We start from the raw sequence: 19,991 nt of genomic DNA, 5'->3' as shown, positions 1-19,991 counted from the left end.
CGTCCTGCGGTTCGCGACGGGTTTGTGGGGGAACTCTCCTCAACCGGACGGGCGAGCCCCGGTTTCCCCGGATTTCCCCATGGACCGAAGCGCCGCCGCGCGTGTTTCCCCCGCGACACACCCGAAGGAGAGAAGAGCATGGTCGATCGTATAGGAAGCCGGCGTGCAAGAAGCCCCTTGACCACCGCCTGCGCCGCCCTGATCGCGGCGGGGCTGCTGGCCGGATGCCAGGGCCCGCTGTTCGGCGGCCTGGGCCAGACCGCGGCCCTCCCGCCCCCGCCGCCCAAGCGCGCCGAGCCGGAGGAGCGCGGCATCTGGATCGTCGGCAGTGGCGCGGTGGAGCCGCGCCTGCGCACCGTCGCCGCCGGCTATGAGGGCACGCGCGACACCCGCCCGCGCGTGGCGGCCGAGGGCACCGTGGCCGGCCTGCGCGCGCTGTGCGCCGGGACGGGCGTGGAGAGCCCGGACATGGCCCTGTCCGACCGACGCATCCGCACCGACGAGGCCCGCCGCTGCAAGGCGCGCGGCATTCCCCTGAGCGAATACGAGCTGGGCCCGAACCAGTACGTCTACGTCAAGGACGCCCATTTGGCCGCCATCCCCGGCGTGCGCGAGTTCGTCCAGAGCTGGGGCGTGACCGGCAAGCCGGTGGCCGCGCCGACGAGCGGGACGTGAGGGGGCTGGACCGGTGCACTGGATGCGAATATCCGGATGTGCATATCACTATTGAGCGCATCTGGCGCTTTGCCGGTGGCGGCTCAAGGAGTCATTTTGTAGAATAGGAGAAGAAATGGCCTCCTGCCGTAACGGGATACGGTGTTCATTATGGCATCTAAGCAAATATACGAGACTCTTGCGGCGCGGCGCATCAAGCTTGGTCTGACGCAAAGGAGGGCTGGATTGCTGATCGGTGAGGACCAGCCGACCGTCTCCAGGGCGGAGCAAGGACGCTCTAATTTTCGCGATGTGGCGGAACGTCTCGACAAAGCCTTTGCGAAACTGGAGCGGGAACGCGACAAAATCGTCAGGGTCGAGGCCGACCGGTTCTGGCGGCAGACGGCGGCGGCCCCCGGCGGCAACGGCATCATCAAGCGGCTGGAAGGCGTGGCGCGCGAGCTGTTGCAAGGCTCCCTGTCCGACGTCGAACTGGCGGAGCGCATCCTCGACTGCCTGCCGAAGGACAGCCGCGATGCCGTCGCGGACGGCGCCGCGCCGGGATGAGCGCAGACGTCGCCGCCCCTATTCCCGGAACCAGGCCGAGCCGTGGAAGGCCGCGGCGATGCCGTCGTAGGCCTGCCGCACGGACGGGAGGCGCAACGTGTCCGGATGCGCGACCAGCCACACTTCGACCGCCATACGCTCCTCGAATGGCAGCACCACCACCTGTGGATCGAGCACGTTCGAGAAATCGGGCAACAGGCCGATCCCGGCCTCCGCCATGACGGCGCGGTGCAGCGCCGACGAGGTGGAGAGGGTCATCAACGGGCCTTCGGGCGAACTGTGCGTCAGGTCCGCATACGCACGGAAGGACGGAAGTATTTCGTAGCCGACGTGCGACAGCAACGGATGGCGCGCCATCTCCGCCATCGATTCCGGAGTGCCGTTCGTTTGAAGGTACGTGCGCGCCGCCACGGGCTTGAAGCGCATGAGCCCCAATTTGCGGGCGTTGTAATCCGGGCTGCAGGGAACGTCATCGCCGGGTGACACCGCAAGGATGGTGATGTCGGCCCGTTGATCGCCGGGCAGGAAGATCATGCGTGGCATGACGCCGGACGGGATGGACAACACAGGCGTGCCCTTGACCGGCCCGCCGACCGTCTGCGGAACCAGCAGGTACGAACTGAGCCCTTCGGGAGCCGCGATCGTGACGGGTGTCCCGCTGTGGCGCAGAGTGATCAGCACCCGGTCGAAATCGTCCATGGCCGAGGAGACGCGCTCAGCGGCGGTCAGCAGCCGGCGGCCGGCTTCCGTTGGCTGAACGCCCGTGGAGCGCCGCTGGAACAGCGCCACTCCAGCCTGCTTCTCCAGTTGGGCGATCTTGCGGCCCACTGTGTTGTGATCCGCGCCCAGGATTGCTGCGGCCCGCTGAAACGATCCAGCGTCAGCCACTGCCATAAGTATCCGCACAAGGTTCAGGTCTGTCCGTGCCATGAGCCCGTCCCCGCCGCCTCTCAGATTTGAGAACCCCCATCAGCCACGCGAGTCCTACCACGGTATGGCATTTTTGCATAACCCACTATGCCGTGGATAACGCGCGGAGGTGGAAATGCCCGATGGTTCGTACAGTGCCGATTACCCCCAATCGACCATGGATGTGGGAGTCACGCAACGCTGGCGAGGCAAACCAGTGCGCGCCACGGTGGCCGAGAACTTTGATGATCTCGTACGTGCCCGCGTGATCCGTGGCGCCGTCTGGCTTTGCCAGGAAGGGGCGCGCTACGACGTGCAGTTCGATCGGAATGACACTTGCTCCACCCACCTGCTGGCCTGGGTCGGTGACGAACCGGTGGGGACCATGCGGATTCGCTGGCTTCCCGATCAGGCGCGCTTCGAGAGGCTGGCCGTGAGGCCCGAATTCCGCTCCATGACCGTGTTTCGCGCGCTGGCGAAATTCGCTTTCGCGTTGTGCGCGGCGAAGGGTTACAGGACGGTGACTTCGGTCGCCTTGGAGGACACGATCCGGCTTTGGGAGCGCCTTGGCGCAAAAGTGAACGGCGAGGCGCTGCTCCTTCAGGTCGACAAATGCGTGGTGCCGATGAAGCGTGACCTGCCGGCCGCCGCGCATCCGGCCCTGGCCGGCGGTGCCGGTACCCTGGATTTTGAACTGGCCATGGTCATGGCGGAGGCCGACCTCATGCGGAGCTCGTCCGAGGTGTCGGCATGAGCACGCCGGGCTGGGTCACCAGCAAGCGCAAGATCAGGGTCGTCGGGCGGATGACCACAGTCCAGCTTGAGCATTACGCCTGGGAAAGCTTCGACGCGATCTGCGGCGCGGCGAACCTGTCCATTCATGCGCTGGCCAGCCGCATCGATGCACGGCGCAGTCGGGACGTCGGCCTGACCAGCGCGTTGCGCCTGTTCATACTCGCCTATTGGCGCATGATCGAAGCCCTGCCCGGCGCACCGCCGCACACCATCATCGACGCGGCGCTCGATCAGGTCATTCCGCCGCCGGCCTGCGCCAGTGCGGCCATGCTCATGCGCTGCAAGGAACGCATCGCCCAGAATTTCACGGTGCGGCGGGCCGAAACGGCCAGGGCGCTGATGGCGGAGCACGGTGGCTTTCAGGATCTCGGCAGCGCCGCGCGAGAAGCCTGGGGACCGCGGCCGCCCTGGCCGCCCAGTGAGGACGCCCTCGCAGGGCAGGCATTGCGCGACCTCGTTCAGCCGTTCGATCAGTGAAAGGGGCGAAGTGCGCGGAGCGTTCTCGCGATAAGTGGCGGCCGCAGGTTGCAGACAATGGTGTGATGAATTTCACAGCGCGCCCGCCACTTTCTTGATACGGTTCCCCCTTCGGGAGGAGGGAGGCCATCGTGCTTGCGCGCATCGGTATCGCGACGAAGTTCCTGGGTCATGCCGAAGCCTAGGACGATCATCATCGGCGACGCGAAGACGTCGGTATCCCTGGAAAACGAGTTCTGGCTGGCGCTCACCGAGATCGCGGCGCGCGAGCGGGTGACGCCGCGGATCCTGGCCGAGCGCATCCAGGCGGCCTGCTCGAACGCCAACGTCACGTCCGCGCTGCGGGTCTTCATCATCGCCTACTACCGCGTCAAGGCGAACCGGCACGCCGCCGGCCAGGGCGCCGACGGTGAGGCCGTGGAAGCGGCGATCGCCGCCGTGCGCGGGCTGGACGAGGAGGAGGCGGCCATCATGGCGCGGCGCCGCCATCGGGGGGCCGAGGCCGGCGCGCCGTAAGGGGCGCGGCCGTCGCCGGCAACGAAACCACCCATACAGCCTGAGCGCGTGCCGGCGCGACGCACGGTAGTGTCGGGTTGTCGTATGCAGCGCGCCGGTTATCCTCTTTTGAAAATCCTACCATTGCCGATTGATTTCTTCGGCTGGGGGCTGTATCGAACGCGGGACACCTGACCGGAAGAAGGGGCGCCGATGCTCCGCACGCTTGTCCTCAGCTTCGCCCTGGCTGCCGGGCTGGCACCGGCCGTGCTGGCGCAGGGGCAGACGACCCGGGCCGAGGTCGCCAACGACACCGCGAATCCGGTGAAGTACCGGGTCTGCGCCTTCGCCATGTGCACCGACTGGCAGGTGCTGATGCCCTACCAGCACGGCGTGCGCATGGTGCTCCAGGCCGATGAGTACATGATCGACGTCGGCTATGCCGAGGGCAACGGCGCGGCCGGGGGCGGCGGTACGGCCTGCCGCCTGCCGTTCGAGGCGGGACCGGTGCTGCGCGTGCGCGTGTCGGGGCAGGCGCCCACCCTGAACTGCGTGAAGATCTGAACCGTCGTCGGGGGGCGTCCTCACCGCCCGTTCAGCCACGCGGCGGCGGCCTGGGCGTCGAATCGGCGCTCCAGGGGCACGGCGGCCATGGCCGACTGGGCGACGTCGAGGAAGGCGCGCTCGGCGCGGTTCAGCTTGGCCGCCGGGTTCCACAGCAGGTGCAGGTCCACCGGAGCCACCCCCTCCGGCGGGGGCAGGGGCCAGAGCAGGCCGTCCTCGCGGTCGCGCGCGGCCACGTGGGCGGGCAGGGGGCCGATGCCCAGGCCGGCGACGATCATCCGCCGCACCTCGTCCAGGTTGGCGCTGGCGCCGACGATCCGGCTGTCGATCCCCTCCTGCGCGCGGAACACGGCCAGCGGCGACAGCACGCCGCCGATCTGGTCGCTGGTGAAGGAGACGAAGGTCTCGCTGCGCAGGTCGGCCAGCGTCAGGTCGCCGCGCCCGAACAGCCGGTGGCCGGGTCCGCAATAGAAGTGGAAGACCTGCCGGGCGAACAGCGCGTGGTCCACGTGCGGCGGCGGCTCCCGCATCAGGCACAGGGCGGCGGACGCCGTCTTCTGCTGCACGGCCGTGTGCGCCTCCGCACTCGCCATCACGTCGATTCGGAAGGTGACCAGCGGGTGCAGCGCGTGCACGCGTGCCAGGATGGCGTCGAACAGCGGCGATTGGATGCGGCTGGCCAGCGCCAGGCGGACGTGGCCGGCGATCTCGTCCCGCACCTCGCGCATCAGCACGCCGAAGCGGGTGATGTTGCCGTAGATCTCCAGCACCTCGCCGTAGATCACCTCGCCGGCCCCGGTGATGCGGAAATGGCCCTGGCCGCGCTCGATCAACTGGCGGCCCAGCTGCTCCTCCAGCCGTTTCAGAGCTTGGCTCACGGCGGGCTGGGTGAGGCCCAGGCGGCTGGCGGCGCGCGTCAGTCCCTGTTCCTGCACGATCACCATGAAGGTGCGCAGCAGGTTCCAGTCCAACTGGTGGCCGAGGCGGTCGAGGTCGCGCGGGGTCATGCCATAAATCCAGCTTATGCGTAGGATGAGGATTATCGATTTGGCACCGAAGGAAAAGGGGCCTGTAATCCCACCCACAGGGTTACCCGCCCGCGGACAGCATCGCGACAGACGGTGCGCGGGGGCACAGGGCTTCAGGGAAAGGTTGGAGACAGCCATGCCCGCTCACACCAAAGGCGTGGGCAAGGGCGGGATCGACGGTCCGTCGATCCTCGGCGCCGTCGCGGGCTTGCGCGCGGAGGGGGAGGCGTTCCTGGCCGACCTCGTCCGCTGCGCCAGCCTGCTGGGCGCCGAAGGGCCGGCGCAGGAGCGCATGGCCCGTGCCTTTGCCGACCTCGGGCTCGAGGTCGACCGATTCACCATCGACGAGGGCGCGCTCAAGGGCCTGCGCGGCTGGTCGCCGTCGCTGGCCTCCTACCAGGGGCGCGAGAACGTGGTCGGCATCCACCGGCCGCGGGCGGTCAAGGGCCGCTCGCTCATCCTCAACGGCCACATCGACGTGGTGCCGGAGGGGCCGGCCGAGCTGTGGACCGACCCGCCGTTCACGCCGGTGATCCGCGACGGCTGGATGTACGGCCGCGGGGCCGGCGACATGAAGGCGGGCATCGCCGCCTACGTCATGGCCTTCAAGGCGCTGAAGAGCCTGGGGGTGCAGCCCGCCGCACCGGTGTACCTGCAGTCGGTGGTGGAGGAGGAGTGCACGGGCAACGGCGCCTTCGCCTGCCTGCACCGCGGCTACACCGCCGACGCGGCGGTGATCCCGGAGCCGTTCGACCACACGTTGATGACCGCGCAGGTCGGCGTGCTGTGGGTGCGCATCGAGACCACCGGGCGGCCGGCGCACGTGCTGGACACCGGCGCCGGGCTGAACGCCATCGAGGCGGCGTACCGCATCGTCACCCACCTGAAGGCGCTGGTGGCGGCGTGGAACCACCCGGACGGGCGCCACCCCGCCTACGCCGCGTACGAAAACCCCTACAACTTCAACCTGGGCCGCATCGAGGGGGGCGAGTGGACCTCGTCGGTGCCTACGCGCTGCCGGGTCGACCTGCGTCTCGGGTTCCCGCCCGGCCGCGCGGCCAGCGCGGCGAGCGAGGAGGTGGAGCAGACGGTGATGGAGGCCGTGCGCGACGAACCCGACCTCGCCGGGATCGGCGTGAGGGTGGAGTTCCGCGGCTTCCAGTCGGAGGGCTGCACCATCGACCCGGATGAGCCGGTGATGGCGGCCCTGGCCCGCGCGCACGAGGCGGTGCGGGGCGAGCCGGCGCGGACGCTGGCCGCCACCTGCACCACCGACGTGCGCAGCTTCGTGCTGTACGGGAACACCCCGGCGACCTGCTACGGCCCGAAGGCCGAACGCATCCACGGCATCGACGAACGGGTGTCGCTGGACAGCGTGGCCGACGTCACGGCCGTGCTGGCGCTCTTCATGGCCGAATGGTGCGGCCTGGAGGCGTCGACGTAACGAAGGTTTCAACAAGAACAGGGGACGGCATTCATGAGCAACCGGTGGTCTCACATGCGCAACACCCTGGCGGCGGCGGCCGTCGCGGCGGCGCTTTCCCTGCCCGGCGGGGCGATGGCGCAGGAGCCGCAGCGCGGCGGCACCCTCAACGTCATCGTCCAGCCCGAACCGCCGATGCTCGTCCTCGGCCTCAACCAGAACGGCCCGACGCAGACCGTGGCCGGCAAGATCTACCAGAGCCTGCTGACCTACGACCACGCGCTGAAGCCGCAGCCGGGGCTGGCGGAATCGTGGGAGGTGTCGGCGGACGGCCTCACCTACACCTTCCGCCTCGCCAAGGGTGTCACGTGGCACGACGGCAAGCCGTTCACCGCCGACGACGTGGTGTTCACCACTACCAAGTTCCTGCCCGAAACGCACCCGCGCGCCCGCGCCATCTTCGCGCGCTGCGAATTCATCACGGCACCGGACGCCGGCACGGTGGTCTTCAAGCTGAAGGAGCCGTTCGGACCATTCCTGCAGGCGTTCGAGGTGTCGACGACGCCGATCATGCCCAAGCACGTGTACGAGGGCAGCGACTTCCGCGCCAACCCGGCCAACGCCACGCCCATCGGCACCGGCCCGTTCAAGTTCAAGGAGTGGGTGAAGGGCTCGCACATTCACCTCGTGCGCAACGACGCCTACTGGAAGCAGGGCAAGCCGTACCTGGACGAGATCATCTTCCGCGTGATCCCCGACGCCGCCTCGCGCTCCGTGGCGCTGGAGCAGGGGACGGTGCAGCAGACGCAGTTCAACGACATCGAGACCTTCGACGTGCCGCGCCTGAAGGCGCTGCCGCACCTGACGATGACCACGAAGGGCTACGAGTTCTTCGCGCCGCTGTCGTGGATCGAGATCAACACGCGCGTCAAGCCGCTGGACGACAAACGGTTCCGGCAGGCGATGCTGCACGCGCTGGACCGCCAGTTCATCCGCGACAAGATCTGGTTCGGCCTGGGCCGCGTGGCGACCGGGCCGGTCAACTCGGTCACGCGCTTCTATGAAGGCAACGTCAAGAAGTACCCGTACGACCCGAAGATGGCCGAGAAGCTCTTGGACGAGATGGGGCTGAAGAAGGGTTCGGACGGCACGCGCGCCAAGGTGAAGCTGCTGGTCATGCCCTATGGCGAGACCTGGACGCGCCTGGGCGAGTACGTGAAGCAGGCGATGAAGAAGGTCGGTGTCGACGTGACGCTGGAGACCACGGACGTCGCCGGCTGGACCAAGCGCGTGTCGGGCTGGGACTACGAGCTGACCTTCAACTTCGTCTACCAGTACGGCGACCCGGCGCTGGGTGTGGCGCGCACCTACATCTCCGACAACATCCGCCAGGGGGTGATGTTCTCCAACACCATGGGCTACTCGAACCCGGAGGCCGACAAGCTGTTCGCCCAGGCCGCCCAGTCGTCCAAGGACGACGAGCGCCAGCAGCTCTACTCCGCCGCCCAGAAGATCATCGTGGAGGACGTGCCGGTGGCGTGGCTGCTGGAGATGGAGTTCCCGACCTTCCTCGACAAGCGCGTGCAGAACGCCGTCACCACGGCGATCGGCGTGAACGAGAGCTATGACGGGGTCTGGTTGAAGAAGTGATCCAACCCTCTCCCGTCCCGCTCACGCCGGATCTTCGATCCGGCTGACGCGGCAGGCGGATGCCTTTGGCATCCGCTGAGAGCGGAGAGGGTGGCCGGCGAAGCCGGCCGGGTGAGGGTACAGGCAAGGATCCTTGGCTTTACCCTCACCCTCCCGCCCTCCGGGCGGGTCCCTCCCTCTCCCGGGGCGGGAGAGGGGATTTTTAAGGAACCCCCATGCCCCGCATCGTGCTTTTCATCGTCCAGCGGCTGGTAAAGGCGGTGTTCGTCGTGCTGGCGATCGCCGTGTTCAACTTCTTCCTGGTGCACGCCGCCCCAGGCGACCCGGCCATGGTCATGGCCGGCGAGGCCGGCGCCGCCGACGCCAAGTTCATCGAGCAGCTGCGCCAGCAGTTCGGGTTGGACCGGCCGCTGTACGAGCAGCTGGGCACCTACATGGGCAAGGTGGTGCAGGGGGACCTCGGCTATTCCTACCGGCAGCAGCGCCCCGTCCTGTCGCTGCTGATGGACCGGCTGCCGACCACGCTGGCGCTCACCCTGTCGGCCTTCGTGCTGGCGCTGATCGGGGGCGTGCTGCTGGGCACGTTGGCGGCCATGCGGGCGGGGACGTGGTCGGACACCGCCATCACCATCGTCGGGCTGACGGCCTACGCGACGCCGATCTTCTGGATCGGGCTGATGCTGATCCTGCTGTTCTCCGTAAACCTCGGCTGGCTGCCGGCCTTCGGCATCGAGACGGTGGGGGCGGGGTACACGGGGCTGGCGGCGTTCAAGGACCGGGTGGTGCATCTGGTGCTGCCGGTGGCCACGCTGGGGCTGTTCTACATGGCCGTGTACACGCGGCTCACCCGCGCCTCGATCCTGGAGGTGCGGGACATGGACTTCGTGAAGACGGCGCGGGCCAAGGGGCTGCCGGAATGGCGCATCGTGTCGGTGCACATCCTGCGCAACGCCATCCTGCCGGTGATCACCGTGGCCGGCTTCCAGGCCGGGCACCTGATCGGCGGCTCCATCCTGATCGAGACGGTGTTCGCCCTGCCGGGCATCGGGCGGCTGGCCTTCGACGCCGTCTTGCAGCGCGACTACGCCGTGCTACTGGGCATCTTCCTGGTCACCTCGGTGGTGGTGGTGCTGTTCAACCTGATCACCGACCTGATCTACACCCTCGTCGATCCGCGCATCGAGGTGATGCCATGAATGCTGAGTTCTGGCGGGCCTTCGCGCGCAACAAGGGGGCGGTGGTCGGGCTGGTGTTCCTGGTCGCCGTGGTGGCGCTGGCGGCGCTGGCCGATTTCGCCTTCCCCGGCAGCCCGTGGGACATGGCGACGGCCCCGTTCCAGCCGCCGCTGTCCGACGACGCTCCCTTGGGCTCCGATACGCTGGGGCGCGACATCGCGGCGGGGATCGCGCACGGGGCGCGGGTGTCGCTGCTGATCGGGCTGACCTCCACGCTGGTGGCCGTGCTGATCGGCGTGCTGCTGGGGGCGGTGGCCGGCTTCTACGGCGGGCGGGTGGACGACGCGGTGATGCGCTTCACCGAGCTGTTCCAGACCATCCCCAACTTCGTGCTGGCGGTGGTGCTGGTGGCGATCTTCACACCCTCCATCACCTCCATCGTGCTGGCCATCGCCATCGTGTCCTGGCCGCCGCTGGCCCGGCTGGCGCGGGCGGAGTTCATGAGCCTGCGCACGCGGGAGTTCGTGCAGGCCGCCGTCACCACCGGGCAGTCGAACGCCACCATCATCCTGCGCCAGATCCTGCCCAACAGCCTGTCGCCGATCATCGTGTCGGCCTCGCTGATGGTCGCCACCGCGATCCTGCTGGAAAGCTCGCTGTCGTTCCTGGGCCTGGGCGACCCGAACATGATGAGCTGGGGCTACATGGTGGGTGCTGCGCGCACGGTGATCCGGCAGGCGTGGTGGATGAGCTTCTTCCCCGGTGTGGCGATCCTGTTGACTGTGCTGGCGCTGAACCTCGTGGGGGAAGGCTTGAACGACGCGATGAACCCCAAGATGGCACGGCGGGGGCGGGCATGACGCTGCTGTCCGTCGAGAACCTGACTATCGACCTGCCGCCGGGCGCCGACCGCCGCCACGCGGTGGAGAACGTCGCCTTCACCCTTGAGCGGGAGGAGATCCTGTGCGTGGTCGGCGAGTCCGGATCGGGCAAGTCGATGACCGCGCACGCCATCATGGGCCTGCTGCCCAAGGCGGTGAAGGTCTCCGCCGGCGCCATCCGCCACCACGGCACCGACGTGCTGTTCCTGCCGGAGAAGCAGCAGCGGGCCCTGCGTGGCGGCCGCATCTCCATGATCTTCCAGGAGCCGATGACGGCGCTGAACCCGCTGATGCGCGTCGGCGACCAGATCGACGAAGTGCTGCGCTACCACACCCAACTCGACCGCGCCGCGCGCAAGGCGCGGGTGGTGGAGCTGCTGGCGTCGGTGGGACTGCCGGAGCCGGTGCATCTGCGGCGCAGCTACCCCTTCCGCCTGTCCGGCGGGCAGCGGCAGCGGGTGATGATCGCCATGGCGCTGGCCGTGCAGCCCGACGTGCTGATCGCCGACGAACCCACAACCGCGCTGGACGTCACCACGCAGAAGCAGATCCTCGACCTGATCCGCGAGGTGCAGGCGACGCGGCACATGGGGGTGATGTTCATCACCCACGACTTCGGCGTGGTGGCGGAGATCGCGCACCGCGTGGCGGTGATGCAGCACGGCCGCGTGGTGGAGATCGGCCGCGCCGCCGACGTGCTGAACCGGCCGCAACACCCCTACACCCGCCAGCTCATCTCCGCCGTGCCGCACCTGATCGAGCATCGGGCGGACTTCGCCCGCGCCGGCGCGCCGCTGTTGAAGGCGGAGGGGGTCAGCAAGACCTTCCACCTGGGCGGCGGGCTGTTCCGGGCGGCGAAAACGGTGGTGGCGGGCGACGACATCTCGCTGGAGATCCATCCGGGGGAGACGGTGGGGCTGGTCGGCGAGTCCGGGTCGGGCAAGTCGACGCTGGGCCGCTCCGTGGTCGGGCTGATCAAGCCGGACAAGGGGCGCATCCTGTTCGAGGGGACGGACCTGCTGTCGCTGTCGCGGACACAGTTCCGGCCTTGGCGCAAGCACGTGCAGATGGTGTTCCAGGACCCCTACGCCTCGCTGAACCCGCGCCACACGGTGGGCGACATCATCACGCAGGGGCCCGTCGCCTTCGGCGAGGACCGGCGGGCGGCGATGGACAAGGCACGGCGGACGCTGGAGCTGGTGGGGCTCGACGCCTCGGCGCTCACGCGCTTCCCGCACGAGTTCTCCGGCGGGCAGCGGCAGCGCATCTCCATCGCCCGCGCGCTGGCGCTGGAGCCCAAGCTGCTGGTGGCGGACGAGCCGGTGTCGGCGCTGGACGTGTCCGTCCAGGCGCAGGTGCTGGACCTGCTGGAGGAGCTGCGGCACCGCCTGAACCTGTCCATGCTGTTCATTACCCACGACCTGCGCGTGGCGGCCCAGGTGTGCGACACCATCGCGGTGATGCAGCGCGGGAAGATCGTGGAGATCGGGCCGGCCAGGGACGTGTTCTCCGCCCCGAAGCACGCCTACACCCGCCAGCTGCTGGACGCCATCCCCGGCAAGGCGTGGAGCATTCCGGAGGACCTGACGCCGGTGCGGCGGCGCGGGATGGCCTCATGAAGCTGGCGATCGTCGGGGCGGGGGCGGCCGGCGGGCTGCTGGCGGCGCGGCTGGCGCTGGCGGGGACGCCGGCACCGCTGCTGGCGCGGCGGCGCACGCTGGACACGCTGCGCCGCGACGGGCTGACGCTGGAGACGCCGTCGGGACGGCCGCTGACCGTGCACCCGCCGGTGACCGACGACGCGCTGGAGCTGGGCGTGCGGGACGCCGTGCTGCTGGCGGTGCCGGCGCACGATCTGGCGAACGTCCTGGAGGCGATGGCGCCGCTGGTCGGGCGCGGCACGCGGCTGGTGCCGGTGCTGGGCGGCGTGCCCTGGTGGTACCCGGCCGGGCTGGACGGGCGGCCGCTGCGCAGCCTGGATCCCGGCGGGTTGCTGTGGGCGGCGATGCCGCCGGGGCGGGTGGTCGGCGCCGTCGCGGGCTTCGCGGTGGAGCGCCGGGCGGAGGGTTACATCCGCCACGTCGGTGGGCTGACGCTGACACTGGGCATGGCGGAGGGGACGAACGACGGCTTCGTGGAGGAGTTGGCGGCGCTGCTGGGCGCGGCGGGGTTCGAGGCGGCGGCGGGCGATGCGCGCGCCGCGGTGTGGCCGGCGCTGCTGGCGCCGCTGGCCTTCGCGCCGATGGGGTTCGTCGCGGGCCGGGCACCCGACGAGCTGGCCCGCGACGCCGACGCCCGCACGGTGGCCGCCGCCGTCGTGGAGGAGGTGCGGGATCTGGCGGGGAGGCTCGGCCACGCCGTGGTGGACGGGCTGGACGCCTGCATCGCGCTGGCGCAGCGGCCGGGGCGCATCCGCCCCTGGCCAGCGGAGGGCCGGCCGGAGTGGGAGGCGTTCCTCGACGCGCCGGTGGAGCTGGCCGACCGCGTCGGCGCCCCGGTGCCGCGCCTGCGCACGGTTCAGGCGCTGGTCCGGCTGTGCCGGCGCGGTGGCGAGGCGTTGGCGGCATAGGATTCTCACTGGGGAATGAACACATGACGAACCTGCGCATCGACGGCGAGCGCCTGTGGGCGAGCCTGATGGACCTGGCGACGATCGGCGCCACGCCGAAGGGCGGGGTGTGCCGGCTGGCGCTCACCGACCTCGACCGCGAGGGGCGCGACCGCTTCGTGCAATGGGCGGACATGGCCGGCTGCGACGTGCGCGTCGATCAGGTCGGCAACCTGGTGGCCCGCCGGGCCGGGCGCGACGCGACCCGCGACCCGGTGTGCATGGGCAGCCACCTGGACACCCAGCCGACCGGCGGGCGGTTCGACGGCATCTACGGCGTCATGGCCGGGCTGGAGGTGATCCGTGCGTGCAACGACGCCGGGATCGTGACGGACGCGCCGCTGGAGCTGATCGTCTGGACCAACGAGGAAGGGGCACGCTTCTCCCCGCCCATGCTGGGCTCGGGCGTCGCCATGGGCGTCTTCACGCTGGACCATGTGCTGGACATCCGCGACACCGAGGGGCTGCGCCTGGGCGACGAACTGCGCCGCATCGGCTACGCCGGACCGCACGATCCCACGGCGCACCGCATGGCCGCCTATTTCGAGGCGCACATCGAGCAGGGGCCGGTGCTGGAAGCGGAAGGGCAGGCCATCGGCGTCGTCACCGGCGCGCAGGGCCAGCGCTGGTTCGAGGCCACGGTGACCGGCAGCGAGGCGCACGCCGGCCCCACACCCATGCGCCTGCGCCGCGACGCGCTGGCCGGGGCCGCGCTGATGATCGCGGCGGTGGAGGCCATCGCGCGCGAGGTGGGGGGCGATGCCTGCTCCACGGTCGGGCGCATCCGGGCCGAGCCGGACTCGCGCAACGTCATCCCCGGCCGCGTCTGGTTCACCATCGACCTGCGCAACCCCGACGCCGACACGCTGTCGCGCATGGTGGCGATGATGAACGAGCGCCTGGGCACCATCGCGCGGGAGCGCAACCTGGGCCTGGAGATCATCGATTTCTGGGATTTCCCGACGACGCCGTTCGACGCCACGCTGGTCGGCCGGGTCCGCGCGTCCGCCGCGCGGCGCGGCCTCACGCACCGCGACATCGTGTCGGGGGCCGGGCACGACGCCGTCTACGTCGCCCGCAAGGTGCCGACCGCCATGGTCTTCATCCCCTGCGAAGGCGGCCTCAGCCACAACGAGGCGGAGAACATCAAGCCGGCCGACGCGCTGGCGGGCTGCCACGTGCTGGCCGACGCCGTGCTGGAGACGGCGGGCGTGGCGTGATGCGTAGGTTGGGTTGAGGCGCAGCCGAAGCCCAACATGTTCGCGGCGCAAAGGCTGTTGGGCTTCGCTGGTGCTCAACCCAACCTACGAAGAGAAGAAATCGGGAAGGGTCATCTCATGCGTTTCGTCTATTCCGAGACCCAGCTCAGGCACCGGCCGCCGACGTTCCTGGTGCGCGGCCGGCCGCAGCCGTCGCCGGAGAAGCCGGAGCGCGCGACGGCGCTGCTGGACGCGCTGAAACGGCGGGGCTGCGCGGTGGAGGCGCCGCCGGACCTGGGCGCCGGGCCGCGGGCGGCGGTGCACTCGGCCGACTACCTGCGCTTCCTGAAGACAGCGTACGAACGCTGGTCGGCGCTGCCGGACGCGGCGGAGGTGATCATCCCCAACGTCCACCGCAGCACCGACATGGCGGAGTATCCCACCGGCATCGTCGGGCAGGCCGGCTGGCACATGGCCGACACCGCCTGCCCCATCGGCGAGGGCACGTGGGAGGCGGTGTGCGCGGGCGCCGACACGGCGGCGCACGCCGCGCAGCTGGTGGCGCGGGGGGAGGTGCCGGCGGCCTACGCGCTGTGCCGGCCGCCGGGGCACCACGCGTCCCGCGACATGGCGGGCGGCTTCTGCTACCTGAACAACGCGGCCGTGGCGGCGCAGGCGATGCTGCCCATCCTGGCGGGGCAGGGCCGGGCGCCGCGCGTCGCCATCCTGGACGTGGACGTGCACCACGGCAACGGCACGCAGGCGATCTTCTACGAGCGCGACGACGTGCTGTTCGCCTCCATCCACGGCGATCCCAACAATTTCTACCCCTGGTTCGCCGGCTACGCGCACGAGCGTGGGAAAGGGCGGGGCTTGGGCTGCAACCTCAACATCCCGCTGCCGGTGGGCGGCACCACCGAGGCGATGTTCCTGGACGCGGTGGGGCAGGCGATGGCCTACGTGCGCGCCTGGGGGCCGGAGGCGCTGGTGCTGTCGCTGGGGTTCGACACCTACGCGGGCGACCCGCTGGCCGCCTTCCAGGTGACGACGCCGGGCTTCGCCACGCTGGGTGCGGCCATCGCCGCGGGCGGCTGGCCGACGGTGCTGGTGCAGGAGGGCGGCTACGACTGCGCCGCGCTCACCGCCAACCTGACGAGCTTCCTGGAGGGGTTCAGCGCCGCATAGCGGCGGCGTCCTCTTCGGCCTCGCGCTCCATGTCGCGCTTCAACTCACCCTGGCCGGCCATGGTCGCGCAGAGCTTGGGGTACAGGCGGGCCATCTCGCCGACCAGGAACTTGGCGGGCACGTCGTGGAAGGTGCCGTGGTCGTTCAGGTAGGCCATGAACTGCCGCCCCTCGGCGTCGAAGGGCTGGAGCAGCGCGTCCGACGTGCCGTCGAAGGGCAGCGGCGCCACGCCCAGCTTGGCGCACAGCGTGTCGTTGAAGGTGGGCGTCACCTTGACCCAGCGCTCGCCCAGGTAGATCTCCACGTAGCCGTGCCAGGCGAACACGTCGCTGCCCACCGTCTCCAGCAGGCGCTTGGTGGCGAGGTGGTTGCGCACGTCGGCGAAGCCGATGCGCGCCGGGATGCCGATGGCGCGCGCCAGCGCTGCGAACAGCGATGCCTTGCCCACGCAGTAGCCGCGCCGCGCCTCCAGCACCGAGGAGGCGCGGTAGACGTCGAGCGAACCGTAGTCGAGATAGGGGTCGTAGCGGATCTCGTCACGCACGGCGAGGTACAGGCACTGCGCCTTGCCCTCGTCCGTCGGCGCGCAGGCGGTGACCCACGCGGCGTGCTTGCGCAGGGCCGGGTGGTCGCTGTCGATGTACTCGCCGGGCGAGGTGTAGAGGCGGTGTTCGATGTCGCTCAGCATGGGGCGGGATCTTCGATCAGGTCTGGAGTCGGGTCCGGGGCGGGCGGAGGCATACCCTTCCGGCGCATCGGGCGCAACCGCACGGGAATCAGGTCGGCCATGACGCAGACGTTGGGGTGTGGCCAATAGTTGGCAACACTGATGGTTCGCCGCAAATGCCAAGGGCGCGGGGCTGCCGTGCGTGCATGCGCGAGGCTTGGCGGCGTCGGTGGGCTCGGCCATACTCGCGCCCCAAGAAGAACACGCCAGGGAAGGACTAAGGCATGGTTTTCGGCGCGGACAATCTGGTGGCGACGCTCAAGGCCGGTGGGATCGAGGTCTGTTTCGCCAACCCCGGCACCTCGGAGATCCACGTGGTTTCGGCCTTCGACCGCCAGCCGGGCATCCGCTGCGCGCTGACGCTGTTCGAAGGGGTGGCGACCGGGGCGGCCGACGGCTACGCCCGCATGACCGACCGGCCGGCGGCCACGCTGCTGCACCTGGGACCGGGCCTCGCCAATGGGCTGGCCAACCTGCACAACGCGCGCAAGGCGGAGTCGCCGGTCGTCAACATCGTCGGCGACCACGCGACCTACCACCTGCAGCACGACGCGCCGCTGACCGCCGACGTGGAGGGCGTGGCGCGCCCGATGTCGCACTGGGTGCGCACGGCGCCGGACGCCGCGTCGCTGGCCGGGCTGGCGGCCGAGGCGATCGCCGCCGCGCGCACGCCGCCGGGCCGCATCGCCACGCTGATCGTGCCGGCCGACGCCGCCTGGAACGAAACGGCGCCCGAGGTGGCCCGCCCGATGCACCCGCCGCGCCCCGCCGCCGTGGCGGGCGAAGCCGTGCGGGCGGCGGCGGAGGCGCTTCGTACCGGCCAGCGCGTCGCCTTCTTCCTGGACGGCCCGGCGCTACGCGAGGACGCGCTGGCCTGGGCCGGGCGCATCGCCGCGGCGACCGGCGCGCGTCTGATCGCCAAGACGCTGTGCGCCCGCGTCGACCGTGGTGCTGGCCGCGTGACGGCGGAGAAGCTTCCCTATCCCGTGGCGCAGGCGATCGAGGCGCTGTCGACCGTCGACCACCTGATCCTGGTCGGCACCAAGGCGCCGGTGGGCTTCTTCGCCTATCCGGACAAGCCCAGCGTGCTGACGCCGGAGCACTGCCGCATCCACACGCTGGCCGCCCCCGGCGAGGACGCGCTGCAAGCCCTGGCCTGGCTGGCCGAGGAGATGGGCGCGCACGCCCGGCCGGTGCCGGTGCAGGAACTGGCCCCGCCCACCCCGGCCATCGGCGCCGTGACGCCCAAGGCGATCGGCCGCTCCGTGGCGGCGTTGCTGCCGGACCACGCGGTGGTGGTGGACGAATCGATCACCGCCGGCGGCTTCCTCTACCCGCCCACCGACGGGGCGCGGCCGCATTCCTGGACGCACGTGACCGGCGGCTCCATCGGCTACGGCCCGCCGGTGGCGCTGGGCGCCGCCATCGCCTGCCCGGACCGGCGGGTGGTGAACCTGCAGGCCGACGGCAGCGCGATGTACACGCTCCAGGCGCTGTGGAGTCAGGCGCGGGAGGGGGCGAACGTCACCACGGTGATCCTCAACAACCGCTCCTACGCCATCCTGCGGGTGGAACTGGGCAACCTGGGCTTCCAGGATCCCGGTGCCGCGGCCCGGGCGATGACCGACCTGACCGGCCCGGCGCTGGACTGGGTGAGCCTCGCCAAGGGCATGGGCGTGCCGGCGGCGCGGGCGGAGGACATGGAGACCTTCAACGACCTGCTGGCCCGCAGCCTCGCCACGCCGGGCCCGTTCCTCATCGAAGCGATGATGGCGGGGTGAGCCTCATTCCGCGGCCCCGGCGGCGCGGCGGTCGTCCGTCCGCCGTCCGTCCGTCCGGGTGTCCCAGTCGTCCAGCACCAGGGACAGCATGCAGCGGGCGATCTCCCGTTCGCCCATGACGGTGTGCGAGGCGCCGCAGGTGGCGAGGTGGTCGAGTTCGGCGTCGGAATGGGCGCGGGCCACGATCTCCAGGTTTGGGTTCGCGGCGCGCGCCTGCTCGACGACTTGGCCGGCCTCGAACGCTTCGGGGATGGCGACGATCAGGTGCCGGGCGCCGGCCAGGTTGGTCGCCGCCAGGACGTCGGGATCGGCGGCGTTGCCGAAGAGGAGTTCGGCGCCGTCGCCGCGCGCGGCCTCGGCCGGCTCGGTCCGGTCCTCGACGACCACGAAGGGGACGCGGGCTTCCCGCAGCCCGGCGCCGACCAGCGCGCCGACCCGGCCGTAGCCGATCAGCACCGTGTGGCCCGTCAGCGCCGTCGGCTGCAGGTCGTGCGCGGGCTCCGCCGGTGCGGCCGGTGCGGTTGTTGCGGGGCTGGTGGCGGGTTCCGGTTTCGCCGGCTCCTCGCGCGGGACGAGGCGGGCGATCAGCCCGAACAGCAGCGGATTCACCACGATCGACAGGATGGCGCCGGCCAGGATCAGGTCGCGCCCGACCGCCGGCAGGATGCCCAGCCCGACGCCCAGCCCGGCGAGGATGAAGGAGAATTCGCCGATCTGCGCCAAGCTGGCGGAGATGGTGAGCGCCGTGCCCGTCGGCCGGCCGAAGGCGCGCACGATGAGGAACGCCGCCGCCGACTTGCCGATCAGGATGATGGCCAGCGTCGCCGCCAGCTCCCACGGGGCCTGCACGATGATGGCCGGGTTGAACAGCATGCCCACCGACACGAAGAACAGCACGGCGAAGGCGTCGCGCAGCGGCAGCGTCTCGGCCGCCGCGCGCTGGCTGAGTTCGGATTCGCTGAGGATCATGCCGGCGAAGAAGGCGCCCAGCGCGAAGGACACGCCGAACAGCATGGCGGCGCCGAAGGCCACCGTCAGCGCGATGGCCAGCACCGCCAGGCGGAACAGCTCGCGCGAGCCGGTGTGCGCCACCCAGTGCAGGATCCACGGGATGACCCGCCGCCCGACGATCAGCATGAAGGCGACGAAGGCCGACACCTTGCCCAGCGTGAGCAGGATGATGCCGGCGACGCCCATCCCCAGCGGGCCATCCGCATCCACACCCCCGTGCGCGGCGCCGGCCACGGCGGGGATCAGCACCAGGGCCAGGACCATCGCCAGATCCTCGACGATCAGCCAGCCGACGGCGATGCGCCCGCGCTCCGTCTGCACCAGCCGCTGCTCCTGCAGCGCGCGCAGCAGGACGACCGTGCTGGCCACCGACAGCGCCAGCCCGAAGATGATCCCGGACAGCAGCGACCAGCCGAGCCACGTGGCCAGACCCGCACCCATCGCCGTGGCGGCGGCGATCTGCACCACGGCGCCGGGCACGGCGACCGCGCGCACCGACAGCAGGTCCTTCAGCGAGAAGTGCAGGCCGACGCCGAACATCAGCAGGATCACGCCGATCTCCGCCAACTCGTTGGCCAGCCCCTGGTCGGCCACGAACCCCGGCGTGAACGGCCCCACCGCGATGCCGGCCATCAGGTACCCGACCAGCGGCGACACGCGCAGCCGGTGGGCCAGCGCCCCGAACGCGAAGGCAAGGCCGAAGCCGGCGACGAGCATGGCGATCAGCGGGCCGTGGTGCATGGGAACCTGCGGGGTCGGAATGGGGCGCGGGTGGTCCTTGCATTTGGGACGGGAACGGCATATTTCAACCAAAATGGTCGACATTTCCAGGCCCGCCATGGGAATCGCAGCGCTGTTGACC

General features: G+C 70.2%; 19 protein-coding genes. 15 read left to right on the top strand and 4 right to left on the bottom strand.

Going from position 1 to position 19,991, the window contains the following annotated elements:
- Positions 1-177: 177 nt before the first annotated feature.
- Together VED21_RS21445 and VED21_RS21440 are read left to right on the top strand one after the other, a co-directional pair.
- On the top strand, positions 178-675 hold the full coding sequence (locus VED21_RS21445) for a substrate-binding domain-containing protein (RefSeq protein ID WP_324885834.1): 498 nt from the start codon (positions 178-180) through the stop codon (positions 673-675).
- A 150-nt stretch (positions 676-825) separates the two neighbouring features.
- Positions 826-1,221: a helix-turn-helix transcriptional regulator gene (locus VED21_RS21440; protein WP_324885832.1), complete on the top strand. Its 396-nt coding sequence runs from the start codon at positions 826-828 to the stop codon at positions 1,219-1,221.
- Positions 1,222-1,239: 18 nt separating this feature from the next.
- Here VED21_RS21440 and VED21_RS21435 read toward each other — a convergent pair whose 3' ends face one another.
- Complete coding sequence (locus tag VED21_RS21435) at positions 1,240-2,151, bottom strand: LysR family transcriptional regulator (RefSeq protein WP_324885830.1); 912 nt, start codon at positions 2,149-2,151, stop codon at positions 1,240-1,242.
- Positions 2,152-2,266: 115 nt separating this feature from the next.
- Here VED21_RS21435 and VED21_RS21430 point away from each other — a divergent pair, with 115 nt between their 5' ends.
- From VED21_RS21430 to VED21_RS21415, 4 genes are all read left to right on the top strand, one after another.
- Positions 2,267-2,884: a GNAT family N-acetyltransferase gene (locus VED21_RS21430; RefSeq protein WP_324885828.1), complete on the top strand. Its 618-nt coding sequence runs from the start codon at positions 2,267-2,269 to the stop codon at positions 2,882-2,884.
- Positions 2,881-3,402 (top strand): ribbon-helix-helix domain-containing protein, encoded by a 522-nt coding sequence (locus VED21_RS21425; RefSeq protein ID WP_324885826.1) that lies wholly within the window; start codon positions 2,881-2,883, stop codon positions 3,400-3,402. The genes VED21_RS21430 and VED21_RS21425 overlap by 4 nt, the downstream gene beginning before the upstream one ends.
- A 171-nt stretch (positions 3,403-3,573) precedes the next feature.
- Complete coding sequence (locus tag VED21_RS21420; protein WP_324885824.1) at positions 3,574-3,918, top strand: ribbon-helix-helix domain-containing protein; 345 nt, start codon at positions 3,574-3,576, stop codon at positions 3,916-3,918.
- A gap of 192 nt (positions 3,919-4,110) precedes the next feature.
- On the top strand, positions 4,111-4,461 hold the full coding sequence (locus tag VED21_RS21415; protein ID WP_324885822.1) for a hypothetical protein: 351 nt from the start codon (positions 4,111-4,113) through the stop codon (positions 4,459-4,461).
- Positions 4,462-4,481: 20 nt separating this feature from the next.
- On the opposite strand, the gene VED21_RS21410 is transcribed toward VED21_RS21415, so the two are convergent.
- Positions 4,482-5,468 (bottom strand): LysR family transcriptional regulator, encoded by a 987-nt coding sequence (locus tag VED21_RS21410; RefSeq protein ID WP_324885820.1) that lies wholly within the window; start codon positions 5,466-5,468, stop codon positions 4,482-4,484.
- Positions 5,469-5,625: 157 nt separating this feature from the next.
- Here VED21_RS21410 and VED21_RS21405 point away from each other — a divergent pair, with 157 nt between their 5' ends.
- The 8 genes from VED21_RS21405 (at position 5,626) to VED21_RS21370 (ending at position 15,610) form a co-directional block, all read left to right on the top strand.
- The gene (locus VED21_RS21405; protein WP_324885818.1) at positions 5,626-6,933 is read left to right on the top strand and encodes an ArgE/DapE family deacylase; all 1,308 of its coding nucleotides are present in this window, start codon (positions 5,626-5,628) and stop codon (positions 6,931-6,933) included.
- A gap of 54 nt (positions 6,934-6,987) precedes the next feature.
- Positions 6,988-8,562 carry an ABC transporter substrate-binding protein gene (locus VED21_RS21400; protein ID WP_324885816.1) on the top strand — a complete coding sequence of 525 codons (1,575 nt, stop codon included), beginning with the start codon at positions 6,988-6,990 and terminating at the stop codon, positions 8,560-8,562.
- A 215-nt stretch (positions 8,563-8,777) separates the two neighbouring features.
- Positions 8,778-9,758, top strand: coding sequence for an ABC transporter permease (locus tag VED21_RS21395; protein ID WP_324885814.1), 981 nt, complete (start codon positions 8,778-8,780; stop codon positions 9,756-9,758).
- Complete coding sequence (locus tag VED21_RS21390; protein WP_324885812.1) at positions 9,755-10,597, top strand: ABC transporter permease; 843 nt, start codon at positions 9,755-9,757, stop codon at positions 10,595-10,597. The genes VED21_RS21395 and VED21_RS21390 overlap by 4 nt, the downstream gene beginning before the upstream one ends.
- Complete coding sequence (locus tag VED21_RS21385; protein ID WP_324885810.1) at positions 10,594-12,237, top strand: ABC transporter ATP-binding protein; 1,644 nt, start codon at positions 10,594-10,596, stop codon at positions 12,235-12,237. The genes VED21_RS21390 and VED21_RS21385 overlap by 4 nt, the downstream gene beginning before the upstream one ends.
- Positions 12,234-13,187 carry a ketopantoate reductase family protein gene (locus tag VED21_RS21380; RefSeq protein WP_324885808.1) on the top strand — a complete coding sequence of 318 codons (954 nt, stop codon included), beginning with the start codon at positions 12,234-12,236 and terminating at the stop codon, positions 13,185-13,187. Before VED21_RS21385 ends, VED21_RS21380 begins: the two co-directional genes overlap by 4 nt.
- 23 nt (positions 13,188-13,210) lie before the next feature.
- The gene (locus VED21_RS21375; RefSeq protein WP_324885806.1) at positions 13,211-14,446 is read left to right on the top strand and encodes a Zn-dependent hydrolase; all 1,236 of its coding nucleotides are present in this window, start codon (positions 13,211-13,213) and stop codon (positions 14,444-14,446) included.
- A gap of 117 nt (positions 14,447-14,563) precedes the next feature.
- The gene (locus VED21_RS21370) at positions 14,564-15,610 is read left to right on the top strand and encodes a histone deacetylase family protein (RefSeq protein WP_324885804.1); all 1,047 of its coding nucleotides are present in this window, start codon (positions 14,564-14,566) and stop codon (positions 15,608-15,610) included.
- Here VED21_RS21370 and VED21_RS21365 read toward each other — a convergent pair.
- A complete protein-coding gene (locus VED21_RS21365) occupies positions 15,597-16,298 on the bottom strand; it encodes a transglutaminase-like domain-containing protein (RefSeq protein WP_324885802.1) in 702 nt (233 codons plus the stop codon). The genes VED21_RS21370 and VED21_RS21365 overlap by 14 nt on opposite strands.
- Positions 16,299-16,561: 263 nt before the next feature.
- Here VED21_RS21365 and VED21_RS21360 point away from each other — a divergent pair, with 263 nt between their 5' ends.
- Positions 16,562-18,118, top strand: coding sequence for an acetolactate synthase large subunit (locus VED21_RS21360; protein WP_324885800.1), 1,557 nt, complete (start codon positions 16,562-16,564; stop codon positions 18,116-18,118).
- Between the two features lie 3 nt (positions 18,119-18,121).
- On the opposite strand, the gene ybaL is transcribed toward VED21_RS21360, so the two are convergent.
- A complete protein-coding gene (gene ybaL / locus VED21_RS21355; protein WP_324885798.1) occupies positions 18,122-19,870 on the bottom strand; it encodes a YbaL family putative K(+) efflux transporter in 1,749 nt (582 codons plus the stop codon).
- Between the last annotated feature and the right edge of the window lie 121 nt (positions 19,871-19,991).

The sequence above is a fragment of the Azospirillum sp. genome, assembly GCF_035627195.1.
In the GTDB taxonomy this organism is placed as follows: Bacteria; Pseudomonadota; Alphaproteobacteria; order Azospirillales; family Azospirillaceae; genus Azospirillum.
Note: the sequence above shows the minus strand (reverse complement) of the source record. Positions and strands in the feature narration are given on the sequence as shown.